This window comes from Candidatus Bathyarchaeota archaeon (genome assembly GCA_023131225.1).
In the GTDB taxonomy this organism is placed as follows: Archaea; Thermoproteota; Bathyarchaeia; order Bathyarchaeales; family SOJC01; genus JAGLZW01.
The window spans coordinates 110,811-127,028 of sequence record JAGLZW010000019.1; the positions used below are offsets into that span (position 1 = coordinate 110,811).

The 16,218-nt window shown below is 42.7% G+C and carries 21 protein-coding genes and 1 tRNA gene; 12 read left to right on the forward strand and 10 right to left on the reverse strand.

Going from position 1 to position 16,218, the window contains the following annotated elements; all coding sequences use genetic code 11:
* Positions 1 to 33 precede the first annotated feature (33 nt).
* From KAU88_05325 to KAU88_05340, 4 genes are all read right to left on the reverse strand, one after another.
* Positions 34 to 882, reverse strand: coding sequence for a hypothetical protein (locus tag KAU88_05325; GenBank protein ID MCK4477930.1), 849 nt, complete (start codon positions 880 to 882; stop codon positions 34 to 36).
* Positions 883 to 893: 11 nt separating this feature from the next.
* On the reverse strand, positions 894 to 3,071 hold the full coding sequence (locus KAU88_05330) for a hypothetical protein (protein ID MCK4477931.1): 2,178 nt from the start codon (positions 3,069 to 3,071) through the stop codon (positions 894 to 896).
* Between the two features lie 76 nt (positions 3,072 to 3,147).
* Positions 3,148 to 4,332: a glycine cleavage system aminomethyltransferase GcvT gene (gene gcvT / locus KAU88_05335; GenBank protein ID MCK4477932.1), complete on the reverse strand. Its 1,185-nt coding sequence runs from the start codon at positions 4,330 to 4,332 to the stop codon at positions 3,148 to 3,150.
* Positions 4,307 to 4,471: a hypothetical protein gene (locus tag KAU88_05340; protein ID MCK4477933.1), complete on the reverse strand. Its 165-nt coding sequence runs from the start codon at positions 4,469 to 4,471 to the stop codon at positions 4,307 to 4,309. Before KAU88_05340 ends, gcvT begins: the two co-directional genes overlap by 26 nt.
* A gap of 201 nt (positions 4,472 to 4,672) precedes the next feature.
* Here KAU88_05340 and KAU88_05345 point away from each other — a divergent pair, with 201 nt between their 5' ends.
* From KAU88_05345 to KAU88_05360, 4 genes are all read left to right on the forward strand, one after another.
* Positions 4,673 to 5,452 (forward strand): undecaprenyl-diphosphate phosphatase, encoded by a 780-nt coding sequence (locus KAU88_05345; GenBank protein ID MCK4477934.1) that lies wholly within the window; start codon positions 4,673 to 4,675, stop codon positions 5,450 to 5,452.
* Between the two features lie 65 nt (positions 5,453 to 5,517).
* Entirely contained in the window at positions 5,518 to 5,991 is a 474-nt protein-coding gene (locus KAU88_05350; GenBank protein MCK4477935.1) for a ferritin-like domain-containing protein, read from the forward strand.
* Positions 5,992 to 6,214: 223 nt separating this feature from the next.
* Positions 6,215 to 6,454, forward strand: coding sequence for a ribonucleoprotein (locus KAU88_05355; GenBank protein MCK4477936.1), 240 nt, complete (start codon positions 6,215 to 6,217; stop codon positions 6,452 to 6,454).
* Between the two features lie 40 nt (positions 6,455 to 6,494).
* Positions 6,495 to 6,737, forward strand: a complete 243-nt coding sequence (locus KAU88_05360; protein ID MCK4477937.1) for a DUF131 domain-containing protein — start codon at positions 6,495 to 6,497, stop codon at positions 6,735 to 6,737.
* Between the two features lie 472 nt (positions 6,738 to 7,209).
* On the opposite strand, the gene KAU88_05365 is transcribed toward KAU88_05360, so the two are convergent.
* The 4 genes from KAU88_05365 to KAU88_05380 all read right to left on the reverse strand — a co-directional run bounded on the left by KAU88_05365 (position 7,210) and on the right by KAU88_05380 (position 10,003).
* On the reverse strand, positions 7,210 to 7,656 hold the full coding sequence (locus KAU88_05365; protein ID MCK4477938.1) for a hypothetical protein: 447 nt from the start codon (positions 7,654 to 7,656) through the stop codon (positions 7,210 to 7,212).
* Positions 7,657 to 7,697: 41 nt separating this feature from the next.
* Positions 7,698 to 8,294 (reverse strand): Hsp20/alpha crystallin family protein, encoded by a 597-nt coding sequence (locus tag KAU88_05370; protein MCK4477939.1) that lies wholly within the window; start codon positions 8,292 to 8,294, stop codon positions 7,698 to 7,700.
* 62 nt (positions 8,295 to 8,356) lie between these two features.
* Positions 8,357 to 9,187, reverse strand: a complete 831-nt coding sequence (locus KAU88_05375) for a metallophosphoesterase (GenBank protein ID MCK4477940.1) — start codon at positions 9,185 to 9,187, stop codon at positions 8,357 to 8,359.
* A gap of 6 nt (positions 9,188 to 9,193) precedes the next feature.
* Complete coding sequence (locus KAU88_05380) at positions 9,194 to 10,003, reverse strand: hypothetical protein (protein ID MCK4477941.1); 810 nt, start codon at positions 10,001 to 10,003, stop codon at positions 9,194 to 9,196.
* Positions 10,004 to 10,139: 136 nt separating this feature from the next.
* On the opposite strand from KAU88_05380, the gene KAU88_05385 reads away from it, so the two are divergent.
* Positions 10,140 to 10,227, forward strand: a tRNA-Leu gene (locus KAU88_05385).
* A 127-nt stretch (positions 10,228 to 10,354) separates the two neighbouring features.
* Positions 10,355 to 10,858, forward strand: a complete 504-nt coding sequence (locus tag KAU88_05390; GenBank protein MCK4477942.1) for a GNAT family N-acetyltransferase — start codon at positions 10,355 to 10,357, stop codon at positions 10,856 to 10,858.
* A gap of 80 nt (positions 10,859 to 10,938) precedes the next feature.
* Here the strand turns inward: KAU88_05390 and KAU88_05395 are convergent, their stop codons facing one another.
* Positions 10,939 to 11,187, reverse strand: a complete 249-nt coding sequence (locus KAU88_05395) for a hypothetical protein (protein ID MCK4477943.1) — start codon at positions 11,185 to 11,187, stop codon at positions 10,939 to 10,941.
* 168 nt (positions 11,188 to 11,355) lie between these two features.
* Here KAU88_05395 and KAU88_05400 point away from each other — a divergent pair, with 168 nt between their 5' ends.
* Entirely contained in the window at positions 11,356 to 11,775 is a 420-nt protein-coding gene (locus KAU88_05400) for an OsmC family protein (protein MCK4477944.1), read from the forward strand.
* Between the two features lie 167 nt (positions 11,776 to 11,942).
* On the opposite strand, the gene KAU88_05405 is transcribed toward KAU88_05400, so the two are convergent.
* A complete protein-coding gene (locus KAU88_05405) occupies positions 11,943 to 12,512 on the reverse strand; it encodes a winged helix-turn-helix transcriptional regulator (protein ID MCK4477945.1) in 570 nt (189 codons plus the stop codon).
* 125 nt (positions 12,513 to 12,637) lie between these two features.
* On the opposite strand from KAU88_05405, the gene KAU88_05410 reads away from it, so the two are divergent.
* The 5 genes from KAU88_05410 (at position 12,638) to KAU88_05430 (ending at position 16,153) form a co-directional block, all read left to right on the forward strand.
* Positions 12,638 to 13,570, forward strand: a complete 933-nt coding sequence (locus KAU88_05410) for an Mrp/NBP35 family ATP-binding protein (protein MCK4477946.1) — start codon at positions 12,638 to 12,640, stop codon at positions 13,568 to 13,570.
* Positions 13,567 to 13,959, forward strand: a complete 393-nt coding sequence (locus tag KAU88_05415; GenBank protein MCK4477947.1) for a NifB/NifX family molybdenum-iron cluster-binding protein — start codon at positions 13,567 to 13,569, stop codon at positions 13,957 to 13,959. The genes KAU88_05410 and KAU88_05415 overlap by 4 nt, the downstream gene beginning before the upstream one ends.
* A gap of 101 nt (positions 13,960 to 14,060) precedes the next feature.
* The gene (locus KAU88_05420; protein MCK4477948.1) at positions 14,061 to 14,429 is read left to right on the forward strand and encodes a NifB/NifX family molybdenum-iron cluster-binding protein; all 369 of its coding nucleotides are present in this window, start codon (positions 14,061 to 14,063) and stop codon (positions 14,427 to 14,429) included.
* A 33-nt stretch (positions 14,430 to 14,462) separates the two neighbouring features.
* Entirely contained in the window at positions 14,463 to 15,299 is an 837-nt protein-coding gene (locus KAU88_05425) for an ATP-binding protein (GenBank protein ID MCK4477949.1), read from the forward strand.
* A complete protein-coding gene (locus tag KAU88_05430; protein MCK4477950.1) occupies positions 15,296 to 16,153 on the forward strand; it encodes a 4Fe-4S binding protein in 858 nt (285 codons plus the stop codon). Before KAU88_05425 ends, KAU88_05430 begins: the two co-directional genes overlap by 4 nt.
* Positions 16,154 to 16,218: the final 65 nt, after the last annotated feature.

The following is a 16,218-nucleotide window of genomic DNA, read 5'->3' on the forward strand; positions in this document are numbered from 1 at the left end:
TGGGTCGCCAGCGCCTATTATCAAAATTCTTTTTTAATATATAAACCACACAAAAACTGCTATGAAAGTCGAAAATGTAACAAGCAACGACACAACTGATACAAGTTTCCGCTCAGTTAAAGGTTTATAGTAAGCGATTAGTGTTAACAGACTGCGCTTGTTATCTGCACGTAGCTTGTTTTCCTCTAGGATAAGGTGAGCAGTTTTGCCAAAGAGGAAAACGTTTAGCAGTATCAGAGAGGAGTTGAAGATGAAGGGTAGAATTGAAATCATCAATGTTTGTTCGTTATTGGCGATGATGGCGTACGAGGCAAGCGTGATGCCAATGGCGAAAGAACCTGTGTTACCCACAAATATCTTTCCAGAAAAGTTTAGGCAGGCAAGAATTAGGTAGATGAGAAAAGGCGCAAAAAGGAGAACATTTGTCTTAGGGGAAGTAGCTATTAATCCAACCATGATAATAGAAGGGCAGATAGTTTCTAAACCGTTCAGCCCGCCAAGTTGATTTACTGTATTAGTCGTTATAGTGACTATTATCGGTATTACTATGATGTAGAAGTAGATGCCGAAATCAATTTTGCCGAAGATGTACGTCGCCATTTTTGTGGCTTCGGGACCTATTGCTTCTCTCTGCACGGCTAAGGGCAATGATGCAAACAGTGGTAGAAATGCTTTGTATCGCCATCTCAAGTCTACCCAGTCATCAAGAAGCCCCATAAATCCGCCGAATAAAATACACCCGGCTAAAGGCAAGGCTGCTGCATGGTCAAAAAAGTAGAGTAAAAAAAGGTAGACTGCACTAACTAGAACATATATCACGCCAAGCCCATTTGGAACTAAAGGTTTGTTTGGCTTATGTTGATCAACCGCTTTAGGAAACAAGTTTTTCGCCTTCAAGCAGCAGGGTAATCTACTTCATAAAGAGCAACCAACGCGAAAAGGTACACGGTTCTACCGTCTTCAGTTGTTCCCAGGGATGCTATTGGGGTTCCAGGCGAGAAGTGGGAGACTTTGAAGAATTCTAGGTCAGGTGCTTCTTCGGGAGCACCACCTGAAGAGTACTTTGCTGTTTCCATCAATTTGTAAATCGTTGTGTTTCTTCCTAAATCATTCCACACCCACCGTCCCTCCTCCGTTATGTTTCCGAAAGTATTGGACCGTCCGTCTTCTGACTCCCAATAGAAGCCAGGAGCAACAGTTTGGTTGGCAATTCTAGCCATCCATCGCCATTTTCCCTCGTCACCATAATTACCGTCGCCTCCTAAACTGTTGAATGTCGTGAAGACAAGAATGTGTGTTGGGGGGCCATCGGGTCCGTTGAATTGATCTTTTAGAATTTTTACTGCTTGGGTTTCATTGGACATAAAAACTTGGCCTATCGATCCTATTTGTGTAGAGTTGAAAGTGGCGTTATCTGCGAGAGATGTTCGATTCCCCTTCACTGAAATCCAATATCCATAGTCCCACCAGCTGCAGACAATTGCCTTTTCTGGAAGGTTAAGTTTCATCCATTCAAGCATCTCAGTCCACTCAGTAATTGGCTCTGATGGTCGTATTGGGGTGCTTGCGGAAAGTATTGTAGGTGGTGAGTATGAATGGGTATACATTCTCGGCGAAGGAAAGGCATAGGTTAGTGTTAAAATCAAGAATATGAGGATGAGAACCGATCCGCTGAATTCCTTTCCAACATGTCCTGTGATATATCTTTTGCCTAGGGCTAGTTTTGGTGTCTCTTTCATTATGGTAATGAATGGTTTCAGCAAGTTCACTATTCCGATTGCCATCAGAAGGCAGAATGCAGGCGCTAACAATATGGTTAATCGAACCATAGAGGAAGCGAAGTATAATGTTGTTAAGCCGAAAATAACAAGGAAGAGGTTTCTATTAGTTAGGTCTCTTATTGCGAAGAACAAGCCTAACGCGAAAAAGAGCACGCCAACACCGTAGTCATAGTACAGAGAACCCCATGCTGTAAGTCTGTGCTCTTGAACTGATTGATATATTTGCGATGCCCCTCGCTGCGTCGGGTTTATGACACCAATAAACTTTCCGCCAATCGAACCCATATACCCCAGATATGACAGGGTTAGGAACCCACCAATTATCGTTGCAAAGAAAGCTGCAGTTAGGATAAATTTCCATTTTCTGCTGCTTATGGCATTTAGCACTTCATTAAGACATAGCAAACCGAAGACGCCTAGCACTGGCAGAATTGCCCATGTGGTAAGGTAGCTAATGGAGTTCTTAGGGACATTAATTGCTAGAAATAAGCTAAGGCCGAATGTTATGCTGTATGAAATAAGCAGACGGCGTGTGTAACGCTTAAGCAAAATCAGGGTAAACACAAAGAGGGTTGCCATAGCTATTGGGTAAAGTGCTGCTCCCCATGAGGCGGTTACATAACCAAGCGTCAAACCAGCTGTGACGGCATAAAGTGCAGAGTGTTTTTTGGGGCGTTTTTCATCTAAGGCTCTGAGAAACAAAAACGCAAAAAGGAGAATGGCCCCTATTCCAACGGTTTCATCATCGAAAAATCCTATAGATGTTCTTGTAATATGGGATGAATTCAATGCGAGGAAGAAGGCAGAGAAAAGACCTACAGTCTTGCCTCCCACATCATTTCCCAAGAAAAACGCCATTAAACACGCCAACGCCCCAAAAATAACTGGAAATATTATGCAAAAGTGGTATAGGGATATGGGCACCCCCAAGATAGAGAGTATGTTGTACAGTGTTGCAGCGGTTAGAGGAAGACCAGGGAAAGCTGCGCCCCCGACCGATACTTCAAGAGGATACCATCGATGAGCGTCAGACGTTTTCCACGTAACCCAGTCGAAGTATCCGTCTTTCACTATTTTTTCTGTAAATTGATATTGAAAGTACGGGTCGAATTCTGAGAGTTCGAGCCCCCAACGGATAGGGAACAATCTTATAGAGAAGGCGACAAAGAAAATTAACGTTAATGCTGAAATTGTGAGCAAAGTGGAACGAGAAACAGGGATTCTTAAGTTTGATAGACTATGTAGAGCGTCAACAATTTTTTCTCGTGATATCAAATTTCTAAGGTCCAATAGTCACGTCCCCTTTTTGTTCAATCAAGTTGATAAAACTCTTTTATTTCCCTTGCGGTTCCGAAAGCAATTTGCATCAGTGTTTTCTTGCGTAACCATATCGATTGGGGTCGTAGAATGGTGATTTGACTATCTCAGCTTTTGCCTGTTTGTTTCTTATCTTTACGTTTACTGTTTCACCTTGAATTGCATGCTCCGTTTGGACATAGGCCATAGCGATGCCGTACTTTAATAGAGGCGAGAAGGTTCCGCTTGTCAGATAACCTATTTTCTCCCCATCTTTAAAGATTTCATGCTTGGGGCGTGGGATTCCAGGTCCAAGCATTTTTAGGCAAATACGCTTTTTCTTTACTCCTTCAGCTTTCTGTTTGAACAGGGCTTCCTTGCCTATGAAATTTTCTTTTTTCAGCTTCACCACAAAACTTATTCTCGCTTCTAGGGGCGTAGTGTTTTCGTCAATGTCGTTGCCATAGAGGCACATGCCAGCTTCCAATCTTAAAGTATCTCTGGCGCCTAGACCGCAAGGCTCAATGAGAAATTCGTTTCCCGCTTCAAGAATTGTGTTCCACGCTTTTACTGCTTTTTCCGGGTTTGAAACGGGAGTGTTCCAGATAAATACTTCGAATCCGTCTTCGCCTGTGTAGCCTGTTCTTGAAATGAAAGCTTCAAGGCCTGCGAGTTTTGTCCAGCTGCATTTGAATCGTTTAATCTTGTTTAGGTTTTCGGTGGAGATTTTCTGTAGCGTTTCTTGGGCTTTGGGTCCTTGGATTGCGAACATGGCTATGTTGTCTGAAACATCTTCTATTTTTACGTTGAAGTGGGTTGCTTGTTTTATTAACCATTGATAGTTTTTGTTTCTGTTAGCGGCGTTGTATACCATGAAGAATTTCTCTTTTCCTTGTCGTGAGATGACGAAGTCGTCTTTTATTCCGCCTCTTTCGTTGCACATGGTTGAGTAGTGGGCGCTTAGGGGTTCTAGGGTGGAGACGTTGTTTGTTGTTACGTAATTGAGGAATGCTTCGGTGTCGGGTCCGGTGATTATTATTCTTCCCATGTGAGTTATGTCGAAAATGCCGACGCTGTTTCTTACCGCCAAATGTTCTGGAATTATGCCTTTGTACCAAATCGGCATTTCAAACTCTGCGAAGGAGACTATTTTGCCGTTTTTAGCGTGAAACTTGTAGAGGTGGGTCTTTTTTCCTTGCTTACTCAAGTAATGGCACCTTGTCAGCTTTCTATTCTGCTGGCTTGACTTCCACATCTATGGGTACGGAGGATAGTTTTCTGCCGCATTTTGGACATTTTCCGTCGTATTTCTGTATGATTTCGTCTGGCGGTTTCAGTTCTGGGCCTTTATATAAAATGTAACCGCATTTTTGACAAAAAACCTTTTGAGGCATAAATATTATCCCATATGATGACTTCAAAAGAACAAATGGGATAAACTATTTATGTCTTCTTATAAGCGTGACGGGATTCAGATTGTGCCCTGGCTCTAGGCTTCTATGGATTTTATTTGTCTCTGAATAGGCTTCTGATAAGAGCTGGGGATGCTGTGTTTTTGGGAAACTTAAATATGTGGTGGGACAACTGGGGAGTTTATGGCGTCGTTTATCGAAGCGGTGATTTTTGGGGTAATTCAAGGCTTGACAGAGTGGTTGCCGGTGTCTAGCTCGGGGCATTTGGCTATTGCAAAGGGATTTTTTGGTTGGCGACCGCCTATGATTTTTTTTGTTCTTCTTCATGTGGGTACACTTGTTGTGATTGTGGCTTTCTTTCGAAGAGACATTGTAGAGGTTTTGAAGGCGCTTGTTAGGCGAAATTTAAGGTCTGAAGAGGGGAAGCTTGGCGTTTGTGTTATTGTGGGCAGTGTACCTACCGCGGTTATTGGTTACATTTTTCAAGATCTTTTCGAGTCTTTTTTTGACAACTTGCTTGTCGTGGGAGCCGCTCTTTTGGCAACTGGCTTCTTACTTTTCTTCTCAGAACAAAGAGAAGGCGATAAGGCTTTAGGCTTTCTGGACTCGTTGCTTGTAGGAATAGCACAGGGAATCGCTATAATTCCCGGTATTTCAAGGAGCGGAGCCACTATTTCTATAGGGCTACTGCGAAGAGTGGGTAAGGAAACCGCTTTTAGATTCTCTTTTTTATTGTCGATTCCAGCGGTTTTAGGTGCGACTATCGCAAAGTCGGGCGATTTAAATTTATTAATTGGCCACGGAGATGCGATTGCAGTGGTTGTAGGTGTTGTGACATCGATGGTTGTGGGTTACCTGTCGCTCAAAGTTTTGCGGAAAGTAGTTATGAAAAAGAGGTTTCACTGGTTTGCGCTTTATTGCTGGGCAGCAGGTGCTTTAGTCATAATTTCTCAAATGCTTTAAAACACTATCTTTAATAGTGGTTATATTTGCGTAAACATGGATAGTAAACGGGAGGAATGTGTGAGATGCTGGAAGACGAAATTATAGAATTCTTTAGAGACCAGATTAAATTGGAACATCATATCGTTGAGTCAATCATGAACAGCCTAAAAACAGTGAGAAATCCCTTAGTGAAGCAAGTTTTACGTGCAATAGCTTTTGACTCTCAAAAACACGCCGGAATCTACAAAGCAGCAATGTCCATCGCCACAGTCACTCCAGCGTTAACGGACAAAGAATATAGCGAACTTGAAAAGATAACCGCAAAACACATCGTGGACGAAGAAAAGGTCATATCCACACTAGGCGAAATTATGCCAAAAATAAAAGACAAGAAAATCAAGTTTCTACTAGAATCCATAGCTGTCGACGAAAGAAAACACCATGAACTCCTCAGCAAAATCATGGAGTTAGTCGTCAAGAAAGAAGCCATAACGGAAGAGGATTGGTGGGAAATTCTCTGGAAGAACGTTCCATTCCACGGCACACCAGGCGGATAAACTGCGGAAACTGAAGCATTAATAAAAGGCCTGTCGGTAGATTTCAATTCGATTGCTTTTGAAGGTTCACATAAATCATTACAGATGTAAGGGGGACAGTGTTCAGTGTCAACCTCTGAGGTTGGGGAAGTTTTGGAACTGAAAGCTGTCTAGCTTAGGGACAAGTTCTCATAAAACTTTTATATGGTGGGGCTATGTCTCATATTCATTAGGAGTCATTAACGTGAACAGTTTAGAGCCAAGCAAGAAACCCTTGAATGTTTTAGTGAAACAACTAAACAGCAATGTTAACATAACACTGAAAAACGGCGTCACGTACAAAGGCAACATGAAGAAATGTGATGGTCATATGAACATTATTCTAGAGGGCGCCACCGAATGTAGAGGTGAAAAGCTAATCGCCAACTATGGCAGCGTCTTAGTTAGAGGAAATAACATCCTCTACATTTCTATAGAAAAATAGTCAGAATTTAGTCCTTTCACTGTATAAGCAGTGAATTTCAATGATTGATTCTGCTCTTTTATCGACTTTAGGTTTTATGCTTATTCTAACAGGAGTCATAGTAGTTTTTATTGCTGTAATTTTTCTGCTTTTTTCGTCAACAAATGGTGAAAAGAAAGTTGGAGGTGCAATTATCATTGGGCCTTTTCCTATAGTCTTTGGAACCGACAGAAGAACTGTGAAGGCGCTTTTTGTTCTATCTATTATTTTGGTGGTGCTTGTCCTCGTCAAAATTGTTTTTTAGCTATTTGTAGGAAAGACATGGAAGTATGGCGATGTCTCAATTAGCTGGGTTTAGGTTGCTTCTGGTTGGCTTTTCATTAATCTTCACAGGAACTATCTTGATAATGGCTTCCTGCTTTGTCTCTGGCAACTCTGCTAGCACATGCATCATAATTTTCGTGGGGCCTATCCCAATTATGATTGGACCTGGATCTCATGCTTTCTCAGCAATCTTTCTTGCCACAGTTTTGACGTTTTTATGTTTACTTCTATTCTTTTTCCTTAGGCGCAAAGTAAAATAGATTTAATGAAATTATGTCACAGTTCCCTTTTTGGTTACTGAGTTCCTTCTTCTTGGCCACGAAGTAGTGTAAGGAAAATGATCACCAAAGTTATAAACGCCGTGGTCATCAAAATGTACATTATTGCTTGGAAGAACTCTTCTATGCCCAATATGGATTTTCTCCTTTTTCATAGTTAACACAATTGGTTATTTAAGCTATCGCCTTTTTCCATTCCTTCATTAACACGCTATAAAGCCCATCTTCTTCTTCATACGGGTCATAGCTTTCTAATGTTTCAGCCAGCTTCTGCGCTATTAGATGGTAACATAAATGTATCTGTCTATCCATTACTCGGAAGTAGAAATCGTCACATGTGCAAAAATCAACTGCAGGCATTATTAGATAGTCCCGTTCTTTTCCTACAACGATCCAGACGATGCGGTTGCTGGGTTTGAAAGCATATTTTTTTACGCGTTTGTCTTTGACCGTTTCCCAAGCTTTTGCGAAACGTTGGCCGAAGGCACTGGAGAGTTTGTTCAAGTCAGCCTCATTAATTAGTTTTCCAGTTGCTGCTTTTTTGCAGATTTGCTGAAGTATATCAAGCTCTGAGGTTTTTGCCAAGTGGTTCGCCGTGATTAGTATTAATAAGAATTGCATAAAAGGGTGGCTGCGAACAAGAAAGGTAAGAAAAAGGTGGCTTACTCAATTCTGATGGATTTTCCCTGTGCTTTGCGCTTTTCAGTTTTTTGCAACGTTACTTCTAACACGCCGTTTTTATAGGATGTCTTTGCGTTTTTTGGTTTGACTTCAGTCGGCAGCTTTATTTCTTTGTAGTATTTGTGATCTGGCGTGTTAACAGAAATCGTTAGTATGTTGTCCAAAACGTGGAGCTTTATGTCTTTTTTGTTTACTCCTGGCAGTTCAGCAACTACTTTTACCTCGCCATCTGTGTTTACTATGTCGACTAGAGGTTCACGTTCTTCTTTTATCGTTGGTCCATGCCTGCTGGGTTGGATGTTCCCAAATTCTCTTATTACTGGTTTTCCGTTGGGGCCGATTGTCATGGAGTAGCCGTATACGAAGGGGCCTAATTCGCGGATTTTTCTTCCATCTGGCAATTTGCGTTCTCTCACATAGCCTTTTGGTATGCGAGAAGTGAATTCTTTTAGTTCTTTGTTCATCATTTCTTCAATATCGCGAAGCATTTCATCTATATCTTCAAAGAACCATCCACTGGAGGATGGTCGTCGCATTTTTCTTCTAAACCATCTTTCAAAATCTTCGTCCCAAGACAAATTTTTTCACCTCTGTGTAAAACTGGAGAACGAATCTAATAAGATTTTTTCCTTTGCAGCGTCTAGTTTAACGCTTTGAGTTGTTTTATTGTTCCTAGGAATGTTCCATCGAGCATGTATACTTCTGCTTTATCTCTGTTTATTGCTTCGGAGCGGAGAATCGGGCTAATGTAACTTTTGCGCTCGCGCTTTTTGTTGATAGGGCGTCCTCCGAGGAAGTCGTTGAAGCACGGCATTATGATTAGCTGCTTAACTCTGGGTTTTTTGCTGAATTTTTTTTGGATGATTGCAGTGGGGTTAGTGTTTGTTTTGATATGTTTGCCTTTTAAGTATGCGCTTGCCAGCTTTTCGGTGTTGCATTTGGCTTTTATCCAAACTGGCGTTGTTATTCGGAATCCGAGGAAGTCGCGGAAGGCAACTGTCGGGTGGGCGTGGCCCATTATGAGGGTGTTGCAGTTTAGGAGTTTTTTAGCTGGCCATGTGTGTCCGTGGAAAAGTCCTGTTGTGTTTAGGGTTATGCCTGTTGAGGGGTGTAGTTGTACGGTTGGAGGGAGTAGTGGTTCAAGGTTTCCGTCGTGGTTTCCGCGGATGACTTGGATGTCGTTGACCCTGGTTTTTATGGTTTTGAAGAATTCAGGTATGTCTCGCCATTCGCTTGGCTCTGCTTTTACTATGCTGTGTTTTACGTCTCCTAGGATTATGAGGGTGTTTGGTTTTGTTTTGTTCATCAGTTGAAGGAGTTTTTGAAGGACTTTTGGCATTTGTGACGGGATGTGGATGCCTTTTTTTGCGAGGTTTATTTCCCAGCCTAGGTGAAGATCTGCGATGATGAGGGTTTTGTGTTGTTTTTGTTTGTGGAGGAGGGCTGGATAGTCTTTTACAGGTGTTATCATTTGAGATTATGCCTTTTCGAGGGTTTTTAGTATGGTTTGGTGAAGGCTAGTGTTTCCTGCGGCGATGAAAGCTACTTTTTCTGTGGGGCTTAGCGGGTTTTTTAGGGGTGTGTTTTGGGGAGTGGTGATAATGCCGCCTGCTTCTTGTATGATGAGAGTGGCTGCAGCTATGTCTGTGGTGCGCAGTTTGCCTCGGATGTCAATGAAGGCGTCCGTGGTGCCGTCGGCTACGTAGCAGAGTTCCAATGCGTTGGCTCCGAGATGACGGGTGTGCTTGGTTTGTGTTAAGAGTTGGTTGAGTTTTGCTGACAGTTCCGGGACTTTGTAGGTGTTAATATCTAAACCTATGAGGGCTCCGGTTAGGTTGGCTGTTTGTGCTGGAGTGATTTTTTGGTAGTTGCGGTAAGCGCCGAGGTTTTTTTGGGCTAGGTAAGTCGCGTCGTGAAAGAGGTCTGCAACTACGGCTGCTTGAATGGCGTCGAGGTGGGGGGTTTTGCTGATGGCGATGCTGGTGCAGGCGAAGGGTATGCCTCTTAGGGTGTTGGTGGTTCCGTCTATGGGGTCTGTTGTGACGTAATAGGTGGGCTTTGAACCATAACATTTTGTGCCTGTTTCTTCGCTGATGAGGGTGAAGTCTAGGTTGTGTTCGTTTAGTGTTTCTATTAGTGCTTTTTCGGCTTGGAGATCGATGTGCTTTTTTAAGTCGCCACCTGCTCCTGTGCCGTAGGTTTTTTCAGCGATGGGGGTTTTAATTAGCGGTGTGACTGTTGCCTTTATATGTTGGGTGGTTTCGGTGAGGATTTCGAGCCAGTCCATAGTTTATGGTTGTGTGTTGTGGCTTTTAAGACTGTATGTTTGCCTTTGCCAGAATGTCCTATTAGGCTTGAACATATTTAGTGGGTTGTTGGGTAAGAGTTAATTTTCTGTATTGTAATTATGTGTAGTTGTTTAGGCAGGGGTTCCCAAGCTAGGTCAAAGGGGTGAGGTTCAGGTCCTCATGGCGAAGGCCTTCGTGGGTTCGAATCCCACCCTCTGCACCATCATTGGCCATCAGCCGTTTTGAGGACTATATATGCGTAGATTAGTCCAATTTTTCCTTCAACTGCTTGCTAAAGCAAATCGCTTAAATTGGCAACAACAATTTGAACTCTGTGATGTGGTAAAAGGATGAAGCCGTATTTTATGGTCCGCAAATATCAACTTGGTGACAGAGAGCAATGTCGTGGTTTATGGAGAGAGCTGACCGAGTGGCATCGCGAGATCTATGAAGACCCAACCATTGGTGGAGAGCACCCCGAGGATTATTTTGATGAGCATTTAGCGAAGGTTGGGCCGGACCGACTTTGGGTTGCTATCCACGGCTCAGAAGTAGTTGGGCTTGCAGGATTAATTGTCAAAGGTGAAGAAGCTGAAATAGAACCGCTTATAGTAAGCAAAGCCCACCGCCGCAAAGGCATAGGAAAACAATTAGTGAAAACAGTTGTTTCCGTAGCACGCAATTTAGGAGTAAGATTCCTTAGCGTCAAGCCCGTGGCGCGAAATGTTCAAGCAGTAAAATTCTTTTATGGGCAAGACTTCAAGAATCTCGGGCACATAGAGCTATGCTTGGACTTTTGTGAATACGTGTGGAAGCCTGGCTTTCAATTCTTTGAGTGTAACTTCAACTTTTAGGATTTGTAGAAAAGTGTGTGCTGGGCTATTAAACCGAAAAGAAGAGGTTCACGGAGACGTTTCCAAGACGCTGAGGAAAGTCACATAGGGCATTTGTACTCGGCTTTTTCTAACCATTCCAGCGTTTCAGCTTCTCTGATTCTTTGTATACGTCGCTTTTCTTCTAGAATTCTGATTTCGTTATATTTTTCTGATATCAAGGCTCTGATGACTTCTGTATTCTGCTTTAGACCCATGTATCTTTTTACGATTTTGAATTTTTCAGCCTCTATATCTTCAAAGTTTATTCTTATCGGTATTTTCCTCTCTAAAGCCATTTTTTGACGCATTTTTGTACACCTAGAGTGTATATAGAGTGCGATGCAAATAAATATTCGGTATATACTTTATTTCCTAGAATATATAGAATAGACCTATGATGTTTCATAAACCGAAAAACGTATATAACCATCCATCGATTTCATCGATGAAGAGGAAAATATTGATGGTGAAGTAGAATGCCAAAAATCGTGACAAAAACTCGACTTATAGAGAATGTTCGCACAATAGTTGACAACTCTAGAACTCACAGCATTGTTTGCGATCTACCGATTGCTAAGAGAGGTGAAGATACTGGACCAACAGCGTTAGAGCTAGCAATAATGGGGCTGGGGGACTGTGCCGCTACAATATTTGCAGACGTAGCCAAACAAAGCAAAATTGAAATTACAAACCTTGAAGTGACAGCAGAAGCCGAAAAGCCCGCAGACTCGTCAAAACTAAGTAGTGTTAAGCTCAAAATTCACGTTTCTGCTAAGGCAAGAAAACAGTTGCTTGAAGCTGCTTGGAGGAGAACCGAAGCAAACTGCCCTGTAGTAGCGATATTCAAAGAAGCAATACCTATAACCGTTGAATTGGAAATAGAGGCTGTAGAATAACTTCGTAAAAATCTTATGTGGACAGAAGCCTCTACTGCCAAAAATTCGTGACAAACAATCAAAGGAATGTATACATCAACTTTTTCTATAAATGTATGCATGCTGAAAACACGATTATGGATAGAAGGCTTGAAATTTTTTTCTTACTGGACGATATGGCATGCTATTTAGAGGTTACCCTTGTAGTAGCTTGTTGCTGGGCATCCAACGCATTTTTCCGCTTTGTACCTGTTGCAGGGGCGGCAGTCAACTTTGCAGGGTGTGGTTTTTCTTTCTTTGCGTGCTAGGTGTTTTCTGATTGGGAGAAATGGTGAATAATGGATGTTGCCAATGGGGTAAAACTCAGACCTGCGAATTCCCTTGCTACTTCTCAGCGAGCATTTCTCCATAGATATGCTTTCAAGAGTGTCTCGGTTTTCCGCCACTACGAGGGCGATAATGTTGTATCCGCCTAAAGTCGTGAAGATGTGGACTACGCGGGGGCATTCTTTGAAGCGGTCTAGAAGTTTTTGCACGGCTTCCGCCCCTTCTATTTCAATTAATATAATTGCCGCGTATAGGTCTAATTGTTTAATGTTGACTAATGCTGAGACTTTTAGAACGTTTTTTTCAAGAAGCTTTTCTACGCGTTTCTTTGCTCCCATGCTTGAGAAACCTATGATTTTTGCTAGTTTTTTGAAGGTTGTCCGTCCGTTTAGCTGCAGCTGTGAGATTATTTTTTGGTCGATGTCATCCAAAGATGTGCACACTTGATTTAGTTCCTAAACAAAAAGTATTAATATAGTTTATGCATTAAACAGCCTCTCCAAATAACATATAAAAAAACAATTACAAATATAGAAACCAAAGAAAGTGAATATTCATGACTGAAGAATGCGATGAAAAATGTGGCTCATGTTCGGATTCCAAAGACCGCCCTGATCCAAAAAAAAGAAGCAATGACAAAAAATTAGGGCTCAACTTCAAGATGAGTAAGATTGAGCATAAAATCGCTGTGATAAGCGGTAAAGGCGGAGTAGGCAAGAGCACAGTAACTGTGAACTTGGCGATGAGTTTCGCTACTCATGGCTACGTCAACAGTGTAGGAATCTTGGATGCAGATATCACTGGACCCTGCATACCTAAAATCCTCGGAGTAAGAGGTCAGAAACTTGAAGCTGGTCCGTCGGGCATCCTTCCGGCAATAGCCCCCTTGGGAATAAGAGTTGTTTCCATGGATTTTCTGCTTCCCAGCGACGAAACACCGGTTATTTGGCGGGGCCCACTTAAAATGAAAGCCATTGAACAGTTTCTCTCTGACATTGTGTGGGGGGAACTTGACTTCCTTTTTATAGATCTTCCTCCAGGCACTGGTGACGAACCTCTTAGCGTGATGCAGCTTCTCCCCAGCATGGACGGCGTGGTTATTGTAACGATTCCTTCGGAAGTCTCTCAGATTGTTGTCAAAAAGGCAGTGACTTTTGCTAGGAGGTTGAACATTCCCGTAATTGGGATTATAGAGAACATGAGCGGGTTTGTTTGTCCAAAGTGTGGTGAAAAAACCGACATTTTCAAAGCTGGCGGAGGGAGAAAAATAGCGAAAGACTTGGCAATTCCTTTTCTAGGAACAATTCCAATTGACCCTCAAATCTGCGACGATTCAGATAAAGGCGTACCTTTCATAACTGAACATCCAGATTCCCAGGCGTCCAAGGCTTTTATGGAAATTGTTGGCAAAGTTGAAAGGTTTTTGAAACAGAAGGTGAAATTGGAAAAAACACTGCCAGCAGACTCGGGAGAGGAGGTGAATAAATGAAGATAGCTGTATCAACTGTTGGAAATACTCTGGATGCCCAAGTAGACCGAAGATTTGGAAGATGCTCCAACTTTATAATCGTAGACTCCGAGACCATGACATTTAAGGCGATTCCAAACGTGGCTGTAGGCGCCATGGGCGGGGCTGGAATTCAGGCAGCTCAGATGATAGCAAGTGAAGGCGTCAAAGTACTAATCACTGGAAACGTTGGGCCAAACGCCTTTCAAACTCTATCATCAGCGGGAATAGAAATTGTTGTAGGGGCCTCTGGAACAGTTAGGGAAAGCGTTGAAAAATTCAAGAAAGGTGAATTGAGTAAGACTGGAGGACCAACCGTTAGCGGTCATTTCGGGATGGGTAAAGGACGAGGTCAGGGAAGGCGACAGTAGTAAGGGTGGAATTTTGGCGTGAAAACGTTTAATGAGGAGCTTGAGAGAATAAGACATAAAAAACTTGAAAGTCTCAGAAAGGGAGGTGTGATCAAGTAACTGTGAGAATCGTAATTCCGGTAGTTGACGAATCAGGTTTAAATGCTCAATTGTCCGGACACTTTGGCAGGACACCATTCTTTGCAGTGGTAGAGATAGATGAAAAAGGACAAGTGGCAAGCCACAAAACCGTACCTAACGCAGATGAACATTTTGGCGGTGGAGGACGACGTGCTGACTTTATTCTAAAGCTTAAGCCCAATGTAATAATCACCTATGGCATGGGCCCAAGAGGTTTAAGCATTTATCAAAGTGTCAGAGTGGCAGTTTTGCGAGCGAACGCTAATACAGTTAGGGACGTTATTGCAGCCTACAGTGATAACAAGTTGGAAGAGCTAACAGAGGGTTGCCACGAAGCACGAAGCCCTTAAAAATGGTTGGTTTACATTTCTGAAGGAAGGCGAATGATAATCTCGATTGCCAGCGGCAAAGGAGGCACTGGAAAAACTACTGTAGCCGTAAATATGGCTCTATCGCTAGGGGCTGTTCAGCTTCTAGACTGCGACGTTGAGGAACCTAATGTTCATCTACTTTTGAATCCGAAAATAGAGGAAACCAAACCGGTTTATGTGCGGGTTCCTGTAATCGACAAAGGAAAGTGTGACTACTGCGGGAAATGTGCCGAATTCTGTGAATACAATGCGCTCTTCGTCACTGGTGGGAAGGTTATGTTTTTTCCAGATCTGTGCCATGGGTGTGGTGGCTGTGTAATTGTTTGTCCGAGGGATGCGATTAAGGAGAAGAAGCGGAAGATTGGAACGGTAAAGAAAGGATTTGCGAATGGGATTGAGTTGGTTTATGGCGAGCTTACTGTAGGTGAGCCTATGGCGGTCCCTATAATAAAAGAGGTAAAAGAACAAGTTGCAAAGCATGGTGATGTGATAGTTGATTCTCCTCCAGGCACGTCTTGTCCCGTGATTGAAGCAGTTTATGGCAGTGATTACTGTATTCTCGTGACTGAGCCGACGCCGTTTGGGTTGTATGACTTGAAAATAGCGGTTGAGGTTTTAGGGAAGTTACATATTCCGTTTGGGGTTATTGTGAATCAAGCTGGAATTGGGGATAATAAAGTCTACACTTACTGCAAGAAGAAAACAATCCCTATCTTGCTGGAAATCCCTTACGAAAGAAAAATTGCAGAGCTATATTCTTCAGGAACGCCTTTCGTGTTAAAAATGCCGGAATGGAAAGAAAAATTCCGACAGCTTTTCGACGAGATAAAAGGGGGCAGACACAATTGAAACAGATAACTATCTTAAGCGGGAAGGGTGGAACGGGGAAAACAACTATTACAGCTTCCTTCGCCGTTTTGGCTCAAAATTCAGTGATAGTTGACTGTGACGTCGATGCTCCTGACCTCCACATGCTGCTTCACCCCAAAACTATCGAAACCCAAGAGTTCAAAGGTTCGAAACTGGCAGAAATAGATCCAAGCAAATGTGTTGAGTGCGGCTTATGTCAAGAAATTTGCAGGTTCAATGCCATAACAGACTTTCAAGTCGAGCCAATCCACTGTGAAGGTTGCGGGACCTGCCTCCTCGTCTGCCCGGAAGACGCCATAAGCCTCAAGGAACGTGTCTCTGGAGAAGCTTTCATATCTAAAACTGAGTACGGCACGTTATCTCATGCATTTTTGTTTCCCGGAGAGGGAAACTCGGGAAAATTAGTTGCTTTAGTTAGGGATAACGCGAGAAAAGTTGCCGAAAAAGAAAATTGTGATCTGATTCTGATAGATGCCCCGCCTGGCATAGCCTGTCCCGCTATTGCTTCAGTGAGCGGGGTGGATGTAGGAGTGATTGTTACTGAGCCCACGGTTTCTGGGATTCATGACATGGAACGTGCTTTAAGGCTTCTAGCTCATTTTGGCGTGCTCCCGCTTATGTGCATCAACAAGTATGACATAAATGAAATGAACACGCAGAAAATCGAAGAGTTCTGCAAAAAGAACAAGATTGAAGTCATTGGGAAAATACTCTATAACCCAATTGTCACGAAGGCCTTAGTTTCAGAAAAACCTGTCGTAGTATTTTCGCCTGAAAACATGGTTTCGCGGGAAATAGAGAGAATGTGGAAACGTGTACTCGATAATGTTTGAAGGAGAGCCTTACACTTGATAGGTAGCTTTTCTTTCGTGCTGTTCTCCCGTAAACGCTAGGTTGA